We start from the raw sequence: 21,950 nt of genomic DNA, 5'->3' as shown, positions 1-21,950 counted from the left end.
TTAATTCAGTGCCATTAGATCGAATGTTAGATAGAGAGCCAAAGCAATTTGAGGTATTCCAACGTTTAATGGGATATATCATGATTGCTTTGCTGGTGGTGGTGTATTATTTCACCTCCCCAGATGCAAGTTATCAACTATATTTTCCATTTTTTTTATTGTTGATCTTTGTGATTAGTCAAAAGCTATCGCATTGGATTCAATATAGATTTGATAATCATATACGTAGAAATGTATTTTTTGTCATTGATGTCATTGTCATTGCTTCAGCCTTAGCAGCCGTACATTTGAGTTTGGTTGTATCTTTTGTATTGCTCTCAGCACTTGTTTACAATGCAATTAATAATAAAATTTCTTTTATGATGGGCTCTTTCGCGAGCCTTATTGCAATTATTGTTTTTTATCTGAATATTATTTTTATTTTTGGTTTTGATGAATATTTTCAACAAACCAATCCAGAGCTTTCAGTCCTTGCTTTTGTGTGTATCGCAATATTTACCAATATTGGTAATTATTATCAAAATAGAAGAATGAAACGCATAGAAGAGCAAAAACAAAATTACTTTAAGGAAATGAACCGCTATATTGAACTTTCAAATAAATTAAGCCGTTACGCACCATTGCAACTTTGGCAAGCCATTATGCGTGGTGAAACTGAGGCAAAATTAGAATATAAGCGTAAAAAAATAACTGTATTTTTCTCGGATATTCAAGGTTTTACTGAGCTATCTGAAACACTGATTCCCGATGATTTAGCATTTTTACTGAATGATTATTTAAGTCAAATGACTGAAATTGCCAAACAGTATGGTGCGACTATTGATAAGTTCATGGGTGATGCGATCTTAATCTTTTTTGGGGATCCTGATTCTCAAGGGGTAGAGCAAGATGCACGAAATTGTATTGATATGGCAATTTCAATGCGTCATCAGATGAAGCTGCTGCGAGAACGATGGGTTAAAATGGGGTATGCAACCTTACATATTCGTATGGGGGTTAGTACGGGTTATTGTCACGTTGGTAATTATGGCGCAGTCCATCGTATGGCATATACCATTGTTGGCCGTGATGCAAATTTAGCAGCTCGATTACAAAGTGCGGCGGATATTGATGAAATTTTAGTTTCAGATGAAACTTATAAGTTGATTAAGAATGACTATCTCTGTGCGCCCAAAAAACCGATTGCTTTAAAAGGGATTCAAGGTTTAGTGAAAACATGGCAAGTAATGGAAAAACATGCTGCCAATAGAAATGAAAATCAGCAATGGTTTGATTATGAATATAAAGGTTTTCATTTGGTCTTGAATTTAGAGGAAGTTCAGAATTATGAATATCCTGAGTTGGTGGATATTTTAGAAAAAATGATTGATCGAATTCATGTGCAACAGCATTTGACCAATTCACAGGGTATTGCGCGGTTGAATTTGGAAGATGAAATTAAATAAGCCGTATTTTTTGCTAAGTATAAAAAACCACTCTAATTGAGTGGTTTTAATCTTTTAACGAGAGGAAATCTAATCTTAATGATTTTCTGATGCATGATTAATCGTGTATTTTGGAATTTCAATTTCCAAATCTTGATCTGTAATTTTAACTTGGCAAGATAGACGAGAATCGGGTTCTAATCCCCAAGCACGATCAAGTAAGTCTGCTTCAATATCATCCATTTCTTCAAGGTTATCAAAACCCTGACGCACAACGATATGACATGTGGTACATGCTTTTGACATGTCACAAGCATGCTCAATCTTGATGCCGTTGTTGAGTAAGCTTTGGCAAAGATTGGCATTTTGCTCAACTTCAAACTCAGCACCATTCGGGCAAATTTGCGCGTGGGGGAGGACTTTAATACGTGGCATAGTCTTTACCTATTAATTAGTTTGAGTTTGACCAATCATCAAGCTTTGTGCCTTTTAAAGCCTGATCAATATGTTGATTCATTCGTGCGGCAGCAAAAGCATCACTATGAATTTTAAGCTGTTCTACAGCAGTTTCTATGGCTTTAATATCTGATGTTGTTAACTGTTGCTCAAGCTGTTCTTTAGCATGATTTAAATCAGTTAATTGAACACTTGAAAGCAGTGCTGAGTCAACTTTTAATGCCTGCTCTAATGCTTCAAGTTCACGTTTTGCTTCTACTTTCGTTTCCTGCAAATGACGAAGATTTTTATCCTCTTCAGCAAACTTGTAGCCATCGAGCAGCAAGCGTTGCATATCATCATCGGCTAAACCATAAGATGGCTTAATATCGATATGTGCATTGACACCAGAAGTCGTTTCTTTTGCTGCAACGCTGAGTAGTCCATCAGCATCGACTTGGAAAGTCACTTCAATACGTGCCTGACCTGCAGTCATGGGTGGAATACCATGGAGTACAAAACGACCTAAACTACGGCAATGTTCAACCAAATCACGTTCACCCTGAACGACATGAATTAACATGGCGGTTTGACCATCTTGATAGGTGGTAAATTCTTGGCGACGTGCAACTGGAATTGCGGTATTACGGGAAATTAAACGTTCAACTAATCCGCCCATGGTTTCTAAGCCAAGGGAAAGCGGGGTAACATCAAGCAGTAGTGAGCCATCCTGACTATTACCAATCAATTGATTAGCGGTAATGGAAGCACCAATGGCAACCACTTCATCTGGGTTGATGGTGCACAGAGGTTCTTGCTTAAACACTTCACGCACAGCTTGTTGTACAGCATAAGAACGAGTCGATCCGCCCACTAAAACTACATTTTGGATGTCACTTAAATCTAATTTAGCATCACGTAAAACACGGTTACAGACATTAATGGTTTTATCTAATGCGACTTTAATAATATTTTCAAATGTAGCACGGTCTAGACTGAGGTGTTGATCAAGTACTTTAAGATCAGTAGCTTCATTGTCGCTTAATGCTTCTTTGGCCTTACGCGCGGCAACAATGAAATGTGCATATTCAGCATCATCTAGAGTTTCAATATTTAATTGTTTTTTGGCCCATTTTACAATTAAGCGATCGAGGTCATCGCCACCTAGAGCAGTGTGCCCACCAGTTGCTAAAACTTCAAAAACACCTTGTGAAAAGCGTAGAATTGATACGTCAAAGGTACCGCCACCGAGATCATAAATCACATAGTTGCGATCATTTTCCAGATTGGTATCTTGGTCTAAACCATAGGCTACGGCTGCAGCGGTAGGTTCATTGAGTAAGCGTAATACATTTAAACCAGCGAGTTGAGCTGCATCACGAGTTGCTTGACGTTGTGCTTCATCAAAATAAGCAGGAACGGTAATTACCGCACCATTGATAGGGTTGTTTAAGCTGGCTTCAGCGCGATCTTTGAGTTGTTTTAAGATTTCAGCGGAAATTTCAACAGGGGTTTTACGACCTTGTGCTGTTTCAAAAGCAGGCATCTGGTGGTCTTCACCCACAAGTGTATAGGGATGTTGAAATTTAATGTCTGCTTTAGAGCGCCCCATAAAGCGTTTTATAGATACGATCGTATTTTTAGGATCTGTGGTGGTAAATGGTTTTGCAGCATCACCATATTCTGTTGAATTTTGAGCATAGTGAACAATAGAAGGGAGTAATACGCGACCTTGTTCATCATTGAGAACTTTGGCTTTACCAGAAAGAACCGTAGCAACTAAAGAATGGGTTGTACCTAAATCTATGCCAATTGCAATACGATGTTCATGTGGCGCACTTGATTGTCCAGGTTCTGCAATTTGCAAGAGTGCCATATGTTAAATCCCTTGGTCATCAGTCAAAAAAATAAAATTAAAAATCATCATCTAAATCAAAATCTTCATCATCAAGCAGTCGATCTTCAGCTTTGTCGAGATCCAGCATCACTTTTTGAAAAAAACGTAACTTACGTACAGTATCGCGTGCTTCAGCCCAATCTTCATCATCATAATCAATTTTGAATTCACGAACTAAGCCATCGATCCATTGCTGCACTTCTTTTTTTAAGGAGAGGAGTTGTTCGATATTGGTTGCTTCATCCAATTGTTCACGGATGTCTAGAGCAGATTGTAGAAATTCGAAATCACTGATGGATTGGTCAAGGTGATGGTCTTGTTTTTTTAGAGACAGTAAATACCCAGCACGACTATCGACATTTGATAAAGTTTTGAATGCTTGATTGATCTCACTTGATTTAATCAAGGCTTGATCTTTATCTTCAGCTTTGTCGGGATGATATTGTTGCTGCAATATTAAAAACTGAGCTTTTAAGCTTGCTAAATCAATATCGAGTGCTACAGGGAGATTGAACAACTCAAAATGATTCATTGGGAGTGAATTCCAAGATAGTAGTACAATAAAAACAAGATGTTAATGCAATTAAAACAGTGTAATACACTGTTTTAATGCAACAAAAAAGGCTATTTAAACAGTGAAAGACTCACCGCAACCACATTCACCTTTTTTATTTGGGTTGTTAAATTCGAAGCCTTCGTTTAGACCATTTTTAACATAGTCCATTTCCATGCCCTCTAGGTAAACTAGACTCTTTGGATCAACGAAAACCTTAACACCAAACTGTTCAAATGCTTGGTCATGCGTATCAACTTCATCAACGAATTCGAGTACATAAGCTAAACCAGAACAGCCAGAAGTTTTCACGCCAACGCGAATACCTTCACCCTTACCGCGATTTTTTAAATAATTGCTGATATGAGTTGCAGCATTTTCAGTTAAATTGATCATGAAAACTCCATTTATCAATTTGGTAAAAATTAAGCTTTAGATTTTTTGCTACGGTAATCTTCAACAGCCGCTTTAATCGCATCTTCAGCAAGTACAGAGCAGTGAACTTTTACAGGAGGAAGTGCAAGTTCAGTTGCAATATCAATATTTTTGATGGCTTGCGCTTGGTCTAAAGATTTACCTTTAAGCCATTCTGTAACCAATGAACTAGAGGCAATTGCAGAGCCACAGCCATAAGTTTTAAAACGCGCTTCTTCAATAATGCCATCATCATTCACTTGAATTTGAAGACGCATTACATCACCACATGCAGGTGCACCGACCATGCCAGTACCCACATTTTCAGCATTTTTATCTAAAACACCAACATTACGGGGGTTTTCGTAATGATCAATTACTTTTTCGCTATAAGCCATGATGCGTCTCCATACCTCGGGGTCAGCGTTGATAATATGTATCGTATATTTATATATTGGGGCATCTTAATGAAGTTCAATTGAATGTTTTCAATAAGATGCCTGTAATATATTAGTGTTCAGCCCATTCAACTGTGCTTAAGTCGATACCGTCTTTGTACATGTCCCAAAGTGGAGAAAGATCACGTAATTTTTCTACTGCTGCTTTAGTAATTTCAAGTACATGATCAATATCTTCTTCAGTGGTGTATTTACCAAAGCTGAAACGAATTGAGCTGTGTGCAAGTTCATCAGATAAACCTAATGCACGAAGTACATAAGATGGTTCTAATGTTGCAGAAGTACATGCTGAACCTGAAGATACTGCTGCATCTTTCAGTGCCATCATGAGTGATTCACCTTCAACAAAGTTGAAACTTACGTTTAAGTAGTTGGCAACGTTATGTTCAGGATGACCATTTAAGAAGACTTGTTCTAAACCTTGCAGGCCATTCCATAACTTGTCACGTAATACACGTAAACGCGTTTGTTCAGCAACAAGGTTTTTACCAGCAAGTTCAAATGCTTCGCCCATACCTACAATTTGGTGGGTCGCAAGTGTACCTGAACGCATACCACGTTCATGACCACCACCATGTATTTGCGCTTTTAAGCGAACACGTGGGCTACGACGAACATACAATGCGCCCATGCCTTTCGGGCCATAAATTTTATGTGCAGAGAAACTCATTAAGTCAATTTTCATCGTTGAAAGGTCAATTTCAACTTTGCCCGCAGCTTGTGCAGCATCGACATGAAAGAATGTTTTGTTGGCACGTGTGATTTCGCCAATTGCAGCAACATCAGTAATCGTACCAAGTTCATTGTTAACCATCATCAGGGAAACAAGAACAGTATCTGGACGAATTGCAGCTTGAACCATTTCAGGAGTAATTAAACCCGTTTTGGCTTCTGGTTCAAGATACGTAATTTCAAAGCCTTCTTCTTCTAATTCACGGCAAGGATCTAAAATTGCTTTGTGTTCAATTTTACTGGTAATAATGTGTTTGCCTTTAGATGCATAGAACTGTGCTACACCTTTAAGCGCAAGGTTATCTGATTCAGTTGCACCAGACGTCCAAACAATCTCACGAGGATCTGCTTTAATTAAATTGGCAACTTGTTCACGTGCATATTCAACTTTTTCTTCGGCTTGCCATCCATAAGCGTGTGAACGCGATGCAGGATTACCAAATATACCGTCAAAAGTTAAACACTCCATCATGCGGTCTGCTACTTGAGGATCAACAGGAGTGGTTGCTGCGTAATCAAGATAAATCGGACGTTTCATGTCAAATACCTGTAACTGATAAAAGAGCTGTATCAAAACTTGCTGGGTTTTGGCGTAATGCAACGGTTTGTACGTTGTCACGAGCGACAAGATCGGCAAGAGTAATTTTAGCTAAGTAATCGGCAATATGGAGGGAGAGTTCTTGCCATAAATCATGAGTGAGACACATTGCACCATTCTGACAATTCCCTTTATGGTCGCAACGTGTTGCATCAACAGTTTCGTTTACAGCTTCAATAATTTCTAAAACAGTAATCTCTTCAGCATTGCGCGCTAAATGATAGCCACCATTCGCACCACGTACACTTGAAACGAGACCATGACGCTTAAGTTTGGCAAATAATTGCTCTAAATAGGCGACGGAGATCGTTTGACGAGTTGCAATTTCTGCTAGCGTAATCGTTTGTTCAGGTGGCTGCAAAGCTAAATCAAGTAGAGCAGTCACTGCGTAGCGACCGCGAGTGGTTAAGCGCATGATTCGATACACATGTTTAGACTAGATGATTGGATTTTATGAATCCTGACTAAAATAGTCAAGTTTTTTATTGATAATTCCTACTAAATTTGTCAGGATTTTTGAGCGAAGCTTTAAAAGCTTATTTATATTTAAAATTATTTGAAAAATACCCAAAAATTATACACGAGTAACGCAATAAAGAGTACCCCTGTTACATAAAAAGCAGTTGTTATGCGTTGTTGATTTCGCTGCATTTTCTTAATGCGGTTTTGGTATTGTTTTACTTCAACTTGTAGTGCATTAATTTTAGAGCGCTGCGCATCAATTTTTTCTATTAGTGGTTTGATTCGTTTTTTAGAAGCACGACTTTTATCATCGTCATCTGCATTGGTGAGCCAGTTTTTCCAGTCGGAAAGTAGTTTTGGCGCAGTGAGATGTAATACTAAATCTCTAAATTCATCTTTTAAAATAGCATCACCTTCTAAACGCATTTTTTTCATACTACGTTTATTGGCAAATACAAAAATTTGTAGAAAATCAAAGATAGTGCTACTGACGGCTAAATCTATAGGTTTTTCAGGTGCTTTTAGATCAAACAGTATACCTTTGTCAGTAAATTGAATATAAAAGTCTAAGTAAGGAATATAGCTATTCATTTTGATTGTAATTTGTTGTTCGACAAATTTCTTAGCCTGCAAGCGAACAACACGATCATGTTTTAATACAAAAGAATAAATGGTTTCTAATATAATCATGACAATGTTTAGCAACAAACGAGTTTGACCTTGTTTTTGTTGCGATTCATTCATAAAAAATTCCTATACAAAAAACTGTTGAGAATCCAATCTCAAATATAAAACATGATAACGAAAGGTCGTATATCTATACAAAACTATGTATAGCTTAGCTTTGTAGAACAGTTTTGCCAAAGGTTCAAGGGCTTTATTTGTTATAGTAGTGATATTTTATGCAAAATAAGCGATTTGCAGTCATAAAAATTGGAGTTTATGTAGATGGATCAAGAAGCTAAAGATATTTTAATTACTCAATCTGAAAATCTTGAAGATAATATAAGTCATTCAAAATCAAAGTCATCACGTAAATCTTCACTTGATTTTAGGAAGTATACTAAACAAATTTGGTTGGCTGGTTTAGGGGCATTTTCACGTGCTGAGGAAGAAGGTAATAAATTATTTGACTCTTTAGTCAAGGTTGGGGAAGAGCTAGAATCTAAGACAGTTGAAATCACAGATCAAACTGTAGCTAAAGTCACAGAAAAAACCAAAGAATCTGTGATAGAGACGAAAGATAAAGTTGAAAAAGCGTTAGATCAGCGCATTAATCACTCATTAAATAGACTGGGTTTGGTGACGGCCAAAGATTTAAAACATTTAGAAAGTTTAATTTTAGAATTACATCATAAGGTTGATGCATTGACCGCAGAGAATTTGCGTTTGAAAACTCAAATTCCAAAAAAATGAGTAAAAAATACATTTTTTGATAATTTTTAGCCTATATTTTAGTGAAATACGGAATTGTAGTCTTGCGTTTCCCCCCAAAGCATTGCTATAAAGTCGTCATGGCCTTTTAAACAACAGCCTTGGAATTTAAACAAACGATATAAGAGGACGTAATCTTCATGAATAAATCAGAATTAATCGACGCAATTGCAGAGAAAGGGGGATTGTCTAAGTCCGATGCTGGTAAAGCGTTAGATGCGACTATTGCTTCAATTGGTGAAGCGTTAAAAACAGGTGATACCGTTACTTTGGTTGGTTTTGGTACATTTAGTGTTAAAGACCGCGCTGCACGTACTGGTCGTAACCCTAAAACTGGTGAAGAACTACAAATTAAAGCAAGTAAAGTTCCTAGCTTCAAAGCTGGTAAAGGCTTAAAAGATTCTGTAGCTTAATCTTTGCTTGTTGAAAACGCGCCTTTGGGGCGCGTTTTTTATGAATTATTTAAAATTATAATGCTTTGCTCATTCATTCATTTTTGAATATCAGTTAGAATCCTACGAAATAAAATATTGGAATACTTATGGAATCTTTTCGTAATGTCATCAGGGGTTGGCTCGGCAAACTCCTACTCATTTTATTTTTAACTCCTTTAGCTTTAGTGGGTATTGAGGGTTATTTTAGTGGGGGGCAGAAAGAAGACGTAGCCAAAACGGTAAATGGTCAAGATATTTCTAAAAAAGATCTGGAAGCCCAGACGAAAAGTTATAAAGATCAGTTATTAAATAGTGAAAGAGTTAAAGGTGATGAGTCATTACTGAATATGGGTTTTATTCAAAATTCAGTTTTGGATAATTTAATTGCGCGTACATTATTGATTCAACAAGCCGAAAAACTGGGTATTTCATTAAGTGATGCTCAAATTGAACAAATGATTGCACAGCAGCCAAACTTCCAAGAAAATGGTAAGTTTTCAGATACACTTTATGCAAATTATCTACGCTCAATTGGCATGACCAGTCAGGCTTTGATTGCAAATCTGCGTCAAGATCATGCACTTAAAATGTTAATGAGCTCAATTACTGATTATGCTTTAGTCAGTAAGTTAGATATTCAGCAAGTGTATAATTTACAGTCTGAACAACGTAATTTGTTTTTATCAAGTATTAAGCTCGATGATTATAAAAAAGATGTGAAGGTAACCAATCAAGAAGTTGCAGATTATTATAAAAAGTATCCAAATAAATTTAAACAGGTCGCATCGGTTGATGTTGATTATGTGGTTTTAAGCCCTGCAATGTTAACTAAGCTGAATACTGAAGTAACGGAAGCAGAGCTAAAGCAAGCTTATGCACAGTTTGTGGAAAAACAGAATCAAGATGTAAAGCGTGAAGTTAAGCATATTTTAATTACTACAGATGCACGTTCTGCAGCGGAAGCTGAAAAACTTGCAAATGAGGTTTATGCCAAAATTAAAGCGGGTCTACCTTTTGCCCAAGCCGCTGCACAGTTCTCTGAAGATCCTAGTTCAAAGTCTAACGGCGGTTTAGTTGAGTCTTATACCGTTGGTGTATTTGGAAATGAATTTGATCAAGCAGTCAATAGCGCACAAAAAGGTCAAATCTCTAAGCCAGTTAAAACACAGTTCGGTTATCATATTATTGAAGTGGCTCAAGCGGCCAATTCAGTGCCAAGTTTTGAAGCGAAAAAAGCTGAGTTAACTGCTGAAGTGATTAAAGCAAAATCTGCTAATATTTTTTCAGATACAGTGAATAGTTTGAATGAATTGGTTGTAAGTAGCGACGCCTTAGATCCTGTTTCACAGCAAGTCAAAGACACCAAAGTACAATCGGTTAACGGTGTTACTTTAGCGACTCAAAATGTTGTATTGGCCGATCCTAACGTAAAAACTAAATTGTTTAATGATGATGTTAAAAATGGTGATCGTAATGCATCAAGTAACATCCAATTGGCCAATGGCGATACTGTTTGGGTGAAAGTGCGTAATTATCATGCGGCTGGTGTACAACCTTTAGCGCAAGCTAGTGCCAAAATTAAAGCTTTATTGATTGAGCAAAAAGCGTATGAGGCAGCAAAAGCAAAAATTGCGACGATGTTAGTAGAGTTCAAAACACAACCTGCACAACAAGTGTTAGCGAAAAATAAATTTGCTTTTGAACATGCGGGTATATTCACCCGTTCACAAGGTTTAAAACGTGAAATTGAACGCGTTGCCTTTAGTTTACCTGCACCTAAAGCGGGAATGTGGTCAGTCACTACAGCGACATTGCCAAATGAAATGGTGGTAATTGCTGTTGCAGATGTGACCAAGTCTTCGGCTGAATCGCTTAATCCGCAAGAAGCACAACAGTTAACGCAATTGTATCAACAGTTACGTGGTCAGCAAGAATTGGATGACTATACCCAATACTTAAAATCTAAAGCCAAAATTAAATAATTTGGATTGATAAAAAAAGCGCTTCGGCGCTTTTTTTATGCGTTATATTTTAGACAAACTTACTTTTTAAATTGGATTGGTTGCGATATTGACTTGGGCTTTGTTGATAATACTTTTTAAAAGCTTGGCTGAAAGCCGTTTCTGATGAATAACCAACCTGATGTGAAATTTGCTGAATGGAAAGTTGACCATGTTTTAAATGTTGGCTGGCTAAACGTAAGCGGTGTTGTTGTAAATAAGCTAGGGGTGTTTCACCAATAATTTGATTAAATAAATTGGCAAATTTTGAGCGGGACATACAACATTTTTCAGCCAACGTTTCAACCGTCCATGCAAGTTCTGGTTGACTATGAATAACGGCTAAAGCATTTGCCAGTTCTGGATGAATAAGTGCATTAAGCCAATTATTTTGTTTATTGATAGTTTGATCATTGAGTTGTTCAATATAATCTCGGACACATTCGAGCACCATGATACTTACGACATGATCCATAATTTTGTTTTTACCAGCAGCCGTTCTTTGGGTTTCTGACGCCACAAAATACAAGCCAATTTTCAGCCATTCAGGAGCTTCATCACTGAGCGCATTTTTCAGGTGTAAATATGGCGGTAAAGCATTCACCAATGGGCGTGCCATAATGGCATTAAGATGACAGCGTATAGTTAGAATTAGGGCTTTTTCAGTATCACCTTGTCCAAAATGTATGGAATCATGTCTTAAGCCATTAAATAATGGTTCTATATTTAACGGTTCAATCAATTTTTGATGCGTGTTATTCATGCCGTGATGTTCTAATCCGGCAGGAATCAGCAGCATATCGCCAGTATTTAAGGTTAAGTTGAGCTCAGGGGAAAAATGAATGTGTGCTTGTCCAAATAAAACAATATGTGCAATCACTGCCGATTGTTCAGGGCAAAAAAACTCCCAATTTCCTTGCGCTTGTAAATAAATATATTCTGATCGATTGAGATGAATATCATCAAAAATTTTACTGAGTGCATCCATAGGTTCGATTCAAACACTGTCATGATCAATTATAAAAAGGATATGCAATTAAAGCATGTGCGAAAAGGACAAATAGAATGTTAAAGGTGCCAAGGACTTTTTCATAGCTTTTTTGGACGCTTACAACTGTTTTTATGGAGGGCTTTACTGAAATATAGAGCTATAAAAAGATAGGGAAGGTAATGCGATGAATGCACCAGTAAATTTAACTGAACACCAGATTCAAGATAGCGTACAAAAATCAGGGATGGCACTCGATAAAAAACGTTATTTATGGATGATTAGTCCAGCATTACCTGTTATTGGGATTGGTATTTTAGCCGGATACCAATTTTCACCGAAGCCACTAAAAAAGTTTTTTGCATTAGGTGGCCCAATTGTATTGCACATCGTGATTCCGAGCATAGATACTCTAATTGGTAAAGATAGTAATAATCCAACCACAGAAGATATTAAATTGTTGGAGCAAGATCCTTATTATTCTAGATTGGTAAAGTCTTTTATTCCTTTACAGTATATTGCTAATGTTTATGCGTGTTATTTAGCCAGCCGTAAAGAAACCTCATTACTTGATAAGATTTTATTAGGTGTTTCAATGGGTGCAATCAATGGGATTGCCATTAATACAGCCCATGAATTGAGTCATAAATCTGATCGTTTAGACCACATTTTGTCACATTTAGCATTGGTTCCAACTGGATATAATCATTTTCGTATTGAACATCCTTATGGGCATCATAAATGCGCAGCAACACCTGAAGACCCAGCATCTTCAAAGATGGGTGAAACATTTTACGAATTTTGGCCACGTACCGTATTTGGTTCCTTAAAATCTTCAATAGAAATAGAAACCAAGCGCCTTAAACGAAAAGGTTTATCTTTTTGGTCTAAGGAGAATGAGTTATTACAAGGTTGGGGGATGAGTGCTACATTTCATTCAAGTATGGTTGCAGTGTTTGGAAAAGGAACGATTCCTTATTTAGCAACACAAGCTTTCTATGGTTTAAGTTTATTTGAGATTATTAACTATATTGAACATTATGGCTTGTTACGTCAACAAGATGAAAATGGTAAGTATGAGCGAACCATGCCTGAGCATAGTTGGAATAACAATAATATTGTGACTAATTTATTCCTCTATCAATTGCAACGTCATTCGGATCACCATGCTTATCCAACACGACCATTTCAAGCTTTGCGCCATTTTGATGAAGCACCAGAATTACCCAGTGGTTATGCAAGTATGTTGTTACCAGCACTGATTCCTTCATTGTGGTTTAAGATAATGGATAAACGTGTATTTGAGCATTATCGAGGGAATTTGAATAAAGCCAATATTCATCCAAAACGTCGGGCTCAAATCTTTAAAAAATTTGGTGTGATTGATAAGCTTTTAAGTAAAGAAGCTGTTTGAGTAAAAGCCCCAAAAGGGGCTTTCGTAGTTTCTATGTAGCAAGATTTACAGTTGTTTTGTTGAGTAAGTTTAAAGCCATTTTCTAAAATTTGTATAACAAAACCTAAGCTATATACCCTTTGTCAGAAAATACATTGTTGTATTTCAAGTATCGATTTATCACCTATTAAAGGCAATATACCCCCTAGAAATTATCTCTGTTCATCTTCAATTATCCAATGTTGAGAATAAGCTTCATATATCTCAAAAATAAAAAGTATAACTTGATAGTCATTATTGTATTAATTGTTTAGTTTTTATGTATAATTCGCTCAGATAGCGTTAATTGATTCACACTTTTTTGCATATTGTGTGTTGTGTTGCGTATCTGAAATTAAAAACTGAATTCTCTATGAGATACTAAAATGAAAACTTTAAAAATCGTATTGGCTATTACAGCATTAAGTCTGTCTTCTATTACCTTCGCAAATCCAGGGACGATTACCATTAATGGTAAAATCTATAATGAAACTTGTGTTTTAACTGGGGGAACAAATGCGCTAGGTACAACCAATGTGGTTGTTACTTTAGATACGATTCCTAGCTCTAACTTCACAACAACGACACGTATGAGTGGTTTGAAAAACTTTGATGTGACATTGAGTAAAACTGATGGTACGGCATGTTATACGGCAACAGGTTTAAGTGCGAACTTAGCACCAGTAGTTACTTTGAGTACTTCAACATCAGCTGATTATAGTGCGACTGAGACTACTGCGTTAGTCAATAAAGCAGGAACAAAATCAACAACAAATCCTGTGTTTGTTCAAATTTTAGCTAAGCCTACTTCAGTCGGCGCAGGCACACTCGTTGATTACAGCAATACTTCTACGCAAGCAAAAGCTGCATATGATTCTACTGCGAATAAGTTTTATTACTCAGCTCAATATTATGCAGGAACAGGATCCATTCTTCCTGCTGCTCAGGATGTAAATGCTGTTGTTACTTATAATATTACTTATCCATAATTTTAATAAAAAGGAAAAGTTATGCGAAAGATTGTCTTAACGCTACTCACTGTATGTTGGATTAATTTGACTCAGGCGGGTGTAAGCATTGATGGTACGCGCATCATTTTTCCTGCAGGTTCAACCAATGTCGGTGTGCAGGTTCGTAATGAATTTAATACTCCAGCATTGGTTCAAACTTGGATCGATAATGGAAATATAGATGAAATACCTACAGCTGAAGAAATTCCATTTGTATTGACGCCTCCACTGAGTCGAGTAGAGCCGAATCAAGGTCAGATTATACGTATTATTCAGACTGGGTCATCAAAACTACCAGAAGATAGAGAGTCTTTATTTTGGTTTAATATGCTAGATATACCACCAGATAATCCTAATTTAGTGGGGCAAAACTTATTATCATTTACTGTACGGACTCGTATAAAACTATTTTATCGACCAAGTAAATTAAAAATTTCAGTTAATGATGCATTTAATCAAATTCAGTTTAATTACCTTGCTGATGAAAAAACAGTTGAACTAAAAAATCCAACGCCTTATTACATCACATTTGTCAGTTTAAATTTTAAAACTTCTTCAGGTGATGGTGATTACAAAAAATCAATCATGGTCCTTCCATTTTCAAGTCAAAAAATTGATTTTAAGCTAGAAAATAAACCGAATAATGTAAATTATTCATTTATTAATGATCTAGGCGGCGTGCAATCAATTTCTAAAAGCATGAATTAATTTAGTATTAGTTAGGTTGGATAGTCGTCAATGAAAAATTTTAAATACAAACATCTCTATATTCTAATGTTTGTATCCTTTGGCACTCATGCAAGTAACCCCAATAATCTAGAGAATATTCAAATCCCTTTGGACAACACATCGACTCAGAAGACGGTTGTCAAACCCGTTGATAATTCAATTGAAAATTTACAGGCATTTGATACATCGAATTTTGTATTTTTTAACTCAAATTCGCTTTATGGTCAAAGTAATCGAAATATTAATCTTAAAGACTTTAATGTTAAAAATAGTATTATTGAAGGAATGTACTTTGTTCAATTAAACATAAATCAAAAAAGAATGGTCGATTCAACGGTAACATTTGCAAAACCAAAGAATAAAGATTCTGCAATATTGTGTATTGATCAAGGTTTATTGAATCATCTTGATTTGACTAAGGGGGTGATTAAAAATTTACCTTCTGTAAATTGTTTAAATGTTAAAGATATTAGTAGCAGTGCATATTATGAATTTGATGAATCTAAATTAATTTTAAATATTTATATACCTCAAGCATTGCGTACAGAACATCCAGATGGATATATAAATCCAAAATTATTCGATAAAGGGGTAAATTCTTCATTTATTTCTTATAATTATAATACAAATCATAATAATGAAAAAAATACCCAATATTTGAGCTTAAATGGTGGTGTAAACTTGAATGGTTGGTACTTTAGACATCAAGGTAGCTTTGACTCAGAGGATTCTAGTCTAGGAACCTATAGATCAAATGAAAATGTATTACATACAGATATAGTACCAATTTATTCACGATTGAGTTTAGGGCAGTTTAGTACCCAGAATTATCAGCTAGAAAGTTTACCGATTATCGGGGCACAGATTGCTTCAGATCAAACGATGTTGCCGTGGTTACAACAAACTTATTCTCCAGTCATTGAGAATGTTGCGAACTCAAATGCAGTCGTCAAAGTTTATCAAAATGGTATCAAAATATATGAACGTACTGTTCCAGCAGGGCCTTTTAAAATTACTGATTTAGGTTCCGTTGGTAATGGAAGTTTGATGGTTGAGATTGTAGAAAATAGTGGTGAAATAAAAACATACACGATGCCTCTACAACAAAATCTTAATTTAATTAAACCTGATCGGTATAATTATAGTGCTGCTTTAGGGCGTTATCATTTTTTTAATAAAATAACGGATGAGATTATTTCTCAAGTTAATTATGGATATGGAATCAGTAATAATTTAACACTTTTAGGAGGTGTTAATGCTTCTGAACACTATAAAAGTCTATTGCTTGGTGCGGGTATTAGTTCGGCAATTGGTGGGATGAATTTTAAAGTCAACTCAAGTCAAGCCAACATTTTTTCGGAGAAGTATCGTGGGGATCAATTTAATTTTGATTATCGGTATAGCTTTGAAAATAAAGGTTTAAGCCTTTTTTTTAATACATTGCATCAAAGTAAAAACTATTTAACAGTTTCAAATACATTATCTAAGCTTAACTTCGATGATTTAAGTGCTTCCGAGTACAATAATTATATATTTACAAATAACTTAAAAGATCAGTTTTCTGTAAATATTATGAAGTCTAACTTTGTAAATAATACAGCTAGCTTTAACTTGAGTTATTCAAATAATAAGTATTGGGATAAGCAAAAAAGCGCGCAACAGTACAACTTAAGTTACAGTAATGTTTGGAAAAAATTAAGTTACACCTTGGGATATAGTCAAACAGATTATTCATTATTCAATACCGATGATAAAACACTTTATATGAGTTTTTCATTACCATTGGATTGGAAAGAAAATCGATTATTTATAAATTCTAATATTCAAAATAGTAGAAATGATCGCAATATAAATACTGCAAATATGAATCTTTCAGGTACTTTAGGAAATCAAAATAATTTTAACTATGGTATCGGTTTATCAAATACTTACCAAAATAGTGATGCGGAAACCTCACTACAAGCTTATGCAAATTATATGCTTCCTAAAATAACGTTAGGCGCTACAGCATATACGTATGATAATCATCAACAATATTCATTGTCAGCACGTGGAGCACTTGTCGCTCATCAATTTGGTTTGACGCCAGTAAACTCATTATCTGATACATATACGATTGTCCATGTAGAGAATGGTAAAGGTGCAAAAGTTAACAATGCATGGGGTGTAAAGTTAGATCGTTTTGGGAATGCAATTTATCCGGCAAACTCAGCTTATAGTGAAAATGATATTAGTATAAACCCGCAAGATTTACCGATAGATGTGGTTCTAGATTCAAATCAAGTTAAGGTGATTCCACGAAAATTTAGTTCGACATTAGCAACTTTTAATGCGAAGAAAACTTCAAATATTTTGCTGCGAATATCAACTGGAAAAGAGATTAAATTGCCAATTGGAAGTCGTGTCTTAAATCAAAGTGGAACTTTTGTTGGGATTTTGGGTCAGTCGAATCAAGTCATACTAGAGAATAGAAATGATATATTTGAACAACCTTTAACGGTCGAATGGGGGAGTGAAATGAATGAAAGTTGTAATGTTCCACCAATATCGTCACCAAAGACTAAAAAAGATAAGAAAAACTATCAATTTGAAATACTTAGTGTGGAGTGTCATTGATATGAGAAATCCATTACTTTTAAGTTCATTCGTATTATTTTTTTCACTTGACGTAAATGCTTGTAATACGACTGGAACTGAAAATCCTAATTTTACATTGAGTAATTTGGGTAATTTTAAAACGAATGCGAATAATCAAAGAGTTACTGCAACCACGACTCCTGATCGTTATGGCACAATCATTAATAATTGTAATAATACAGGATCTAATTCTTTTCAAATTAATGGTACAAGTTTAAGTACATCAGACATCATTAATTTAAATAGTCGTACATATTATAGAATTAATACTCCGCAAAATCCTGTAGCTGCAAGCCCAGCTCAAATTTATATTGCTTTCAGTGTTAAAGATAATCAGGATTCTGCAACATTGTATCCTGTTGACTCGTCTACGACATCATATAGCTTATTTACTGGATCAAGCTCGACCAGAGGTATGCGTTTAGAGCAAGTCGGTGTATTAATTCGTGGAACGAATTTAACTCCTGGTACATATAGTATAAGTAATATTATTTTAGGTACTTACACGGCTACTGGCACAAAAACTTCATCTAAAAATATTAATATTTCTAATTTAAGTTATACAATTTCACCATCTACTTGTGTTGTAGATAGTTCTAATATTACCTTGCCTTCTATGCGAAGCTCCGATTTTAGTAGTATTAATCAAATCGGTGGTACAACAAGTTTTTCTATTACAGCGAACTGTCCAAATGATGCTGTTAATACGAGCTATTCTGCAGCAATCACTGATAATTTCTCATCTGCTAGTAATATGAATGGAATATTAACAAATAGTATTTCAGCATCTTCTGGTGGTTCAAATATTAAAATTAAATTAATAGATCCTTCAAATAATGTGATACCAATAGGTCCATTGTTATTAAACAATAAGTTTACATTTGGTATGTTAAATAACTCTAAAACAGTAACTAAAAGCCTGCAAGCCGCATATTATGCAGAAACAATACCTGTAACTGTAGGTTTAGTCAAAAGTGTAGCTGTACTCAATTTAATTTATGACTAGATTTGATCGGTTTATATATTCACTCGATTAATCATCATGTTGCAGATAAGAATTATTGCATTTAGCTCATCGAAGAAGCCAGACTCTTTTAGTTAAAGTCATTAAAGTACGCAGCACACTGTAATGATTTCAATGTTTTTATTTAGACAGCGTTTTTAGTTTGTAAGATACGCTTATAAAACTTTTTCCATCCAAATTTCACACGCATGGCTATGGCCAGTATTGCCTTTAGGTTGCTTTAAATACTCAAAACCTAATTTTTCATACAATTTAACAGCCTGCCACAGGTCTTTGGTGGTTTCTAAATAGCAAGATTTAAAATTATTTTGTTGAGCAAATTTAAAACCATTTTCTAAAATCTGTTTAGCAAAACCGAAGCCACGCACCTCAGTCAGAAAATACATTTTTTGTATTTCAAGTATCGAGTTATCACCTGCTAAAGGTGATAAACCACCACCGCCTAAAATTTGTCCTTGTTTATTTTCAACCACCCAATACTGCGAATGGGGTTGTGAATAAACTTCAAAAAGATTATCTAAAATTGGATCTGCAACAGCAAAACCAGATTCTGCTGCTAAGCCAAATTCTTTGGAAACGTCACGAATAATCTCAGCGATTTTAGGATTGTCTTTGGCTTGAATGAGTCTGAGCTGGTACATATGGATCAAAGTATTAAAATAAAAAGAGATGGATTGTTATAATACGATATTGCGTATAAATCCATCTCTTGTAAGGTATTGCATCCTAAAGGATGAAAATTATTTTAATTCACTTGATGATTTACCCAGCTCACGGCGGGCAATAATCAATTGTTGAATTTGTTGCGTACCTTCAAAAATATCCAGAATTTTAGAATCACGTGCCCATTTTTCTAATAACTCATCTTCATTATAACCCACACTTGCAGCCAGTTCGACACATTTCAGCGTGATTTCATTACAAATACGTCCCGCTTTGGCTTTTGCAATTGATGCTTCACGAGAGTTTGGTTTGCGATTGTCTGCCATCCATGTCGCTTTCATGGTGAGTAGGCGAGCAGCTTCCCATTCAGCCTCCATCCGATAAATTTGCGAGGCAAGATATGAGGTTTGTAAATATGGTGTGTTGTAGTCTGGGTCTAGACTATCTTTAAAAATCTCTTTAATTCGCTCTAAAGAAGCTTTAGCACAACCCACTGCCATTGCTGCTACCAATGGGCGAGTATTGTCAAAGGTTTCCATAACTCCCGCAAAACCTTTGGCGATATCAATCTCAGGATTTCCCAATAAGTTTGCAGCAGGAACACGACAGTCAATGAAGCTAATTGCAGCGGTATCTGAGGCTTTAATCCCCAATTTATGCTCAAGCCGTTCTATTTTCATGCCTAATGTGCCTTTAGGCACCACAAATGATTTAATTGCTGCTTTACCCAGTTTTTTATCTAGGGTGGCCCAAACCACAACAGAGTCGGCACGCTCACCTGAAGTCACAAAGATTTTTTCGCCATTGAGGATGTAATCATCACCGTCTTTAATTGCAGTTGTACGAATGGCTGCTGAATCTGAACCGCAGCCAGGTTCAGTAATGGCCATTGCCGCCCAAGTGCCTTTAAAGCGTTCCAATTGCTCATCATTGGCAACAGCGGCTATCGCTGAGTTACCTAAGCCTTGGCGTGGCATGGAGAGTAATAAGCCGGTATCGCCATAGCACATTTCAATCACACCCAATGCGGTGGACATGTTAACGCCATTTTTATTGCTGGAATCGGTGTCACCGCGTTTATTGACCGCAGCGCCCGCATTCATGCCATCACCACCATCGTTCATGCCATCTAATAAAGAGGCCAACATATTCAGCTCTTTAGGATAAGCATGTTCTGCTTTGTCATATTTACGCGAAATTGGGCGGAGTACATTTAAGGCGGTTTCATGTGCCTGATCCAAAAGCATTTGGAATTTTTTAGGATTTTGTAAATTCATGATCTATATTCCTATTTATACTGATGGATTAAGCATGTAAGCCTGAGTGCAAAATTGCTGTGGCACGTAAATCACGATACCAACGTTCTACGGGGTGTTCTTTGGTAAAACCATGACCACCGAGCAGTTGTACGCCGTCAGTACCAATTTTCATGGATTTTTCAGCACATAATAAACGGGCTAAATATGCTTCACGATGAAAAGGTTGGCCAGCTTCAGCAAGGCTTGCAGCATTTAAGATCAACATGCGCATTGCTTCAAGTTCAATGCTCATATCTGCAATCATAAATGCGACACTTTGACGGTGCGAAATAGGTTCACCAAATGCAATTCGTTCATTCGCATATTTTATGCAATATTCTTTTACGGCTTCGCAGGTACCCACAGCCATGGCACACCACATTAAATTACCGAGGTCGAGGAAGGTTGTATAATTAAAATCCTCATCACCTAAGCGTTCAGCAGGAGTATTTTCAAATTTTAAAGTCACGGTTTCTGCAGCTTTTAAACCCATTGCTGATGATTTTTTTACAGTAATACTGGGGTCACGTTTTAGAATGAAAACTTCTGCTGATCCATTAAATTCGGCATTAATCAAAAATAAATCTGCGGTTTCACCTAATATAACTAAGGTTTTTTCGCCTGAAATTAAATATTGACCATTGTTTAATGTTGCTTTGGTTTTTAGTTTGAAGGGATTAAAAGCAGGGGTTGCTTCTTGCATAGCAAAGGTTGCATGAATTTCTGTGTCTTCAGCAAAACTGTTTAAATAGGTCGATTGAATGTGTTCTGAACCCCATTGTGTAATGGCATTAATTACACTAAATGTCGAGAGTAGACCTGCGGTAAGGGTAAAATCACCTTTGGCTAAGCGTTCAGCAATTAAAATATTACTCAGAATATTTTTTTCTGAAGCAACACCACCTAAAGCTTCAGGTAAGGCGTAAAAGTTTAACCCAAGGTCTGTAATGTGTTGCCAAAGTTCTACGGGGAATTTCTCGTTGTGATCCGCATTATGCGCTAAAGGATAAAGTACTTCTGATGCAAACTGATCCATGGCATCAGTCGTCATTTGTTGTTCTTCAGTCAGACTTAAATCAAATAATGATTTTTGTTGATTGGGTAATCTTTGCTTGCCGATTTTGGCATTGGATTTAAATACTTTCTGCGTTGTACTTAATGTTTTGAAACTGACCTTCGAACCTTGGTATAAAGATTTTTCTACGAATTTTCGAAGTTTTAATTGATCAAGTAAGTCACTGCCTGCTAGTTTTGTAATAAATGCTAAGCCGAAGCCTTGAGCTTTGTTTGCCATGTTACCCATTTATACTACTCTGTATTTTTTGTTG

The 21,950-nt window shown here is 36.0% G+C and carries 21 protein-coding genes; 9 read left to right on the top strand and 12 right to left on the bottom strand.

Annotated features, from left to right (window positions below; translation table 11 throughout):
* Positions 1-8 precede the first annotated feature (8 nt).
* The gene (locus tag B9T28_RS09860; RefSeq protein ID WP_086203811.1) at positions 9-1,445 is read left to right on the top strand and encodes an adenylate/guanylate cyclase domain-containing protein; all 1,437 of its coding nucleotides are present in this window, start codon (positions 9-11) and stop codon (positions 1,443-1,445) included.
* Positions 1,446-1,520: 75 nt separating this feature from the next.
* Here the strand turns inward: B9T28_RS09860 and fdx are convergent, their stop codons facing one another.
* The 8 genes from fdx to B9T28_RS09820 form a co-directional block, all read right to left on the bottom strand.
* Positions 1,521-1,859 (bottom strand): ISC system 2Fe-2S type ferredoxin, encoded by a 339-nt coding sequence (gene fdx / locus B9T28_RS09855; RefSeq protein WP_086203810.1) that lies wholly within the window; start codon positions 1,857-1,859, stop codon positions 1,521-1,523.
* Between the two features lie 16 nt (positions 1,860-1,875).
* Positions 1,876-3,735, bottom strand: a complete 1,860-nt coding sequence (gene hscA, locus B9T28_RS09850) for a Fe-S protein assembly chaperone HscA (protein ID WP_086203809.1) — start codon at positions 3,733-3,735, stop codon at positions 1,876-1,878.
* A gap of 37 nt (positions 3,736-3,772) precedes the next feature.
* A complete protein-coding gene (gene hscB / locus B9T28_RS09845) occupies positions 3,773-4,288 on the bottom strand; it encodes a Fe-S protein assembly co-chaperone HscB (protein WP_086203808.1) in 516 nt (171 codons plus the stop codon).
* Between the two features lie 96 nt (positions 4,289-4,384).
* Entirely contained in the window at positions 4,385-4,705 is a 321-nt protein-coding gene (gene iscA, locus B9T28_RS09840) for an iron-sulfur cluster assembly protein IscA (RefSeq protein WP_086203807.1), read from the bottom strand.
* A 29-nt stretch (positions 4,706-4,734) separates the two neighbouring features.
* Positions 4,735-5,121 carry a Fe-S cluster assembly scaffold IscU gene (gene iscU / locus B9T28_RS09835; RefSeq protein WP_086203806.1) on the bottom strand — a complete coding sequence of 129 codons (387 nt, stop codon included), beginning with the start codon at positions 5,119-5,121 and terminating at the stop codon, positions 4,735-4,737.
* Between the two features lie 112 nt (positions 5,122-5,233).
* A complete protein-coding gene (locus B9T28_RS09830) occupies positions 5,234-6,451 on the bottom strand; it encodes an IscS subfamily cysteine desulfurase (RefSeq protein ID WP_086203805.1) in 1,218 nt (405 codons plus the stop codon).
* A gap of 1 nt (position 6,452) precedes the next feature.
* Entirely contained in the window at positions 6,453-6,926 is a 474-nt protein-coding gene (locus B9T28_RS09825; protein WP_086203804.1) for an Rrf2 family transcriptional regulator, read from the bottom strand.
* A 137-nt stretch (positions 6,927-7,063) separates the two neighbouring features.
* Entirely contained in the window at positions 7,064-7,717 is a 654-nt protein-coding gene (locus B9T28_RS09820) for a hypothetical protein (RefSeq protein ID WP_086203803.1), read from the bottom strand.
* A 204-nt stretch (positions 7,718-7,921) separates the two neighbouring features.
* Between B9T28_RS09820 and B9T28_RS09815 the strand changes: the two genes are divergently transcribed.
* The 3 genes from B9T28_RS09815 (at position 7,922) to B9T28_RS09805 (ending at position 10,823) form a co-directional block, all read left to right on the top strand.
* On the top strand, positions 7,922-8,389 hold the full coding sequence (locus B9T28_RS09815) for a phasin family protein (RefSeq protein WP_086203802.1): 468 nt from the start codon (positions 7,922-7,924) through the stop codon (positions 8,387-8,389).
* A gap of 158 nt (positions 8,390-8,547) precedes the next feature.
* Positions 8,548-8,820: an HU family DNA-binding protein gene (locus tag B9T28_RS09810; RefSeq protein ID WP_010114788.1), complete on the top strand. Its 273-nt coding sequence runs from the start codon at positions 8,548-8,550 to the stop codon at positions 8,818-8,820.
* A gap of 128 nt (positions 8,821-8,948) precedes the next feature.
* The gene (locus B9T28_RS09805) at positions 8,949-10,823 is read left to right on the top strand and encodes a SurA N-terminal domain-containing protein (protein WP_086203801.1); all 1,875 of its coding nucleotides are present in this window, start codon (positions 8,949-8,951) and stop codon (positions 10,821-10,823) included.
* Between the two features lie 49 nt (positions 10,824-10,872).
* On the opposite strand, the gene B9T28_RS09800 is transcribed toward B9T28_RS09805, so the two are convergent.
* Positions 10,873-11,829, bottom strand: a complete 957-nt coding sequence (locus B9T28_RS09800; RefSeq protein WP_086203800.1) for an AraC family transcriptional regulator — start codon at positions 11,827-11,829, stop codon at positions 10,873-10,875.
* 187 nt (positions 11,830-12,016) lie between these two features.
* Here B9T28_RS09800 and B9T28_RS09795 point away from each other — a divergent pair, with 187 nt between their 5' ends.
* From B9T28_RS09795 to B9T28_RS09775, 5 genes are all read left to right on the top strand, one after another.
* The gene (locus B9T28_RS09795; protein WP_086203799.1) at positions 12,017-13,243 is read left to right on the top strand and encodes an alkane 1-monooxygenase; all 1,227 of its coding nucleotides are present in this window, start codon (positions 12,017-12,019) and stop codon (positions 13,241-13,243) included.
* A 404-nt stretch (positions 13,244-13,647) separates the two neighbouring features.
* Positions 13,648-14,250 carry a fimbrial protein gene (locus B9T28_RS09790; RefSeq protein ID WP_086203798.1) on the top strand — a complete coding sequence of 201 codons (603 nt, stop codon included), beginning with the start codon at positions 13,648-13,650 and terminating at the stop codon, positions 14,248-14,250.
* 21 nt (positions 14,251-14,271) lie between these two features.
* Entirely contained in the window at positions 14,272-14,979 is a 708-nt protein-coding gene (locus B9T28_RS09785; protein WP_086203797.1) for a fimbrial biogenesis chaperone, read from the top strand.
* 30 nt (positions 14,980-15,009) lie between these two features.
* The gene (locus B9T28_RS09780; RefSeq protein ID WP_086203796.1) at positions 15,010-17,616 is read left to right on the top strand and encodes a fimbria/pilus outer membrane usher protein; all 2,607 of its coding nucleotides are present in this window, start codon (positions 15,010-15,012) and stop codon (positions 17,614-17,616) included.
* Position 17,617: 1 nt separating this feature from the next.
* Positions 17,618-18,643, top strand: a complete 1,026-nt coding sequence (locus B9T28_RS09775) for a fimbrial protein (RefSeq protein WP_086203795.1) — start codon at positions 17,618-17,620, stop codon at positions 18,641-18,643.
* Between the two features lie 173 nt (positions 18,644-18,816).
* On the opposite strand, the gene B9T28_RS09770 is transcribed toward B9T28_RS09775, so the two are convergent.
* The 3 genes from B9T28_RS09770 to B9T28_RS09760 form a co-directional block, all read right to left on the bottom strand.
* Entirely contained in the window at positions 18,817-19,302 is a 486-nt protein-coding gene (locus B9T28_RS09770) for a GNAT family N-acetyltransferase (protein WP_086203794.1), read from the bottom strand.
* 99 nt (positions 19,303-19,401) lie between these two features.
* On the bottom strand, positions 19,402-20,601 hold the full coding sequence (locus B9T28_RS09765; protein ID WP_086203793.1) for an acyl-CoA dehydrogenase family protein: 1,200 nt from the start codon (positions 20,599-20,601) through the stop codon (positions 19,402-19,404).
* Positions 20,602-20,629: 28 nt separating this feature from the next.
* Positions 20,630-21,916, bottom strand: coding sequence for an acyl-CoA dehydrogenase family protein (locus B9T28_RS09760; protein WP_171263501.1), 1,287 nt, complete (start codon positions 21,914-21,916; stop codon positions 20,630-20,632).
* Between the last annotated feature and the right edge of the window lie 34 nt (positions 21,917-21,950).

Source organism: Acinetobacter silvestris, assembly GCF_002135235.1.
Classification (GTDB): domain Bacteria; phylum Pseudomonadota; class Gammaproteobacteria; order Pseudomonadales; family Moraxellaceae; genus Acinetobacter; species Acinetobacter silvestris.
This window is presented reverse-complemented; position numbering and strand designations above follow the sequence as displayed.

Excerpts from the sequence above, each read along its gene's own strand:
- fdx (WP_086203810.1), bottom strand. The coding sequence starts at position 1,859 with ATGCCACGTATTAAAGTCCTCCCCCACGCGCAAATTTGCCCGAATGGT.
- hscA (WP_086203809.1), bottom strand. The coding sequence starts at position 3,735 with ATGGCACTCTTGCAAATTGCAGAACCTGGACAATCAAGTGCGCCACAT.
- hscB (WP_086203808.1), bottom strand. The coding sequence starts at position 4,288 with ATGAATCATTTTGAGTTGTTCAATCTCCCTGTAGCACTCGATATTGAT.
- iscA (WP_086203807.1), bottom strand. The coding sequence starts at position 4,705 with ATGATCAATTTAACTGAAAATGCTGCAACTCATATCAGCAATTATTTA.
- iscU (WP_086203806.1), bottom strand. The coding sequence starts at position 5,121 with ATGGCTTATAGCGAAAAAGTAATTGATCATTACGAAAACCCCCGTAAT.
- B9T28_RS09830 (WP_086203805.1), bottom strand. The coding sequence starts at position 6,451 with ATGAAACGTCCGATTTATCTTGATTACGCAGCAACCACTCCTGTTGAT.
- B9T28_RS09825 (WP_086203804.1), bottom strand. The coding sequence starts at position 6,926 with ATGCGCTTAACCACTCGCGGTCGCTACGCAGTGACTGCTCTACTTGAT.
- B9T28_RS09820 (WP_086203803.1), bottom strand. The coding sequence starts at position 7,717 with ATGAATGAATCGCAACAAAAACAAGGTCAAACTCGTTTGTTGCTAAAC.
- B9T28_RS09815 (WP_086203802.1), top strand. The coding sequence starts at position 7,922 with ATGGATCAAGAAGCTAAAGATATTTTAATTACTCAATCTGAAAATCTT.
- B9T28_RS09810 (WP_010114788.1), top strand. The coding sequence starts at position 8,548 with ATGAATAAATCAGAATTAATCGACGCAATTGCAGAGAAAGGGGGATTG.
- B9T28_RS09805 (WP_086203801.1), top strand. The coding sequence starts at position 8,949 with ATGGAATCTTTTCGTAATGTCATCAGGGGTTGGCTCGGCAAACTCCTA.
- B9T28_RS09800 (WP_086203800.1), bottom strand. The coding sequence starts at position 11,829 with ATGGATGCACTCAGTAAAATTTTTGATGATATTCATCTCAATCGATCA.
- B9T28_RS09795 (WP_086203799.1), top strand. The coding sequence starts at position 12,017 with ATGAATGCACCAGTAAATTTAACTGAACACCAGATTCAAGATAGCGTA.
- B9T28_RS09790 (WP_086203798.1), top strand. The coding sequence starts at position 13,648 with ATGAAAACTTTAAAAATCGTATTGGCTATTACAGCATTAAGTCTGTCT.
- B9T28_RS09785 (WP_086203797.1), top strand. The coding sequence starts at position 14,272 with ATGCGAAAGATTGTCTTAACGCTACTCACTGTATGTTGGATTAATTTG.
- B9T28_RS09780 (WP_086203796.1), top strand. The coding sequence starts at position 15,010 with ATGAAAAATTTTAAATACAAACATCTCTATATTCTAATGTTTGTATCC.
- B9T28_RS09775 (WP_086203795.1), top strand. The coding sequence starts at position 17,618 with ATGAGAAATCCATTACTTTTAAGTTCATTCGTATTATTTTTTTCACTT.
- B9T28_RS09770 (WP_086203794.1), bottom strand. The coding sequence starts at position 19,302 with ATGTACCAGCTCAGACTCATTCAAGCCAAAGACAATCCTAAAATCGCT.
- B9T28_RS09765 (WP_086203793.1), bottom strand. The coding sequence starts at position 20,601 with ATGAATTTACAAAATCCTAAAAAATTCCAAATGCTTTTGGATCAGGCA.
- B9T28_RS09760 (WP_171263501.1), bottom strand. The coding sequence starts at position 21,916 with ATGGCAAACAAAGCTCAAGGCTTCGGCTTAGCATTTATTACAAAACTA.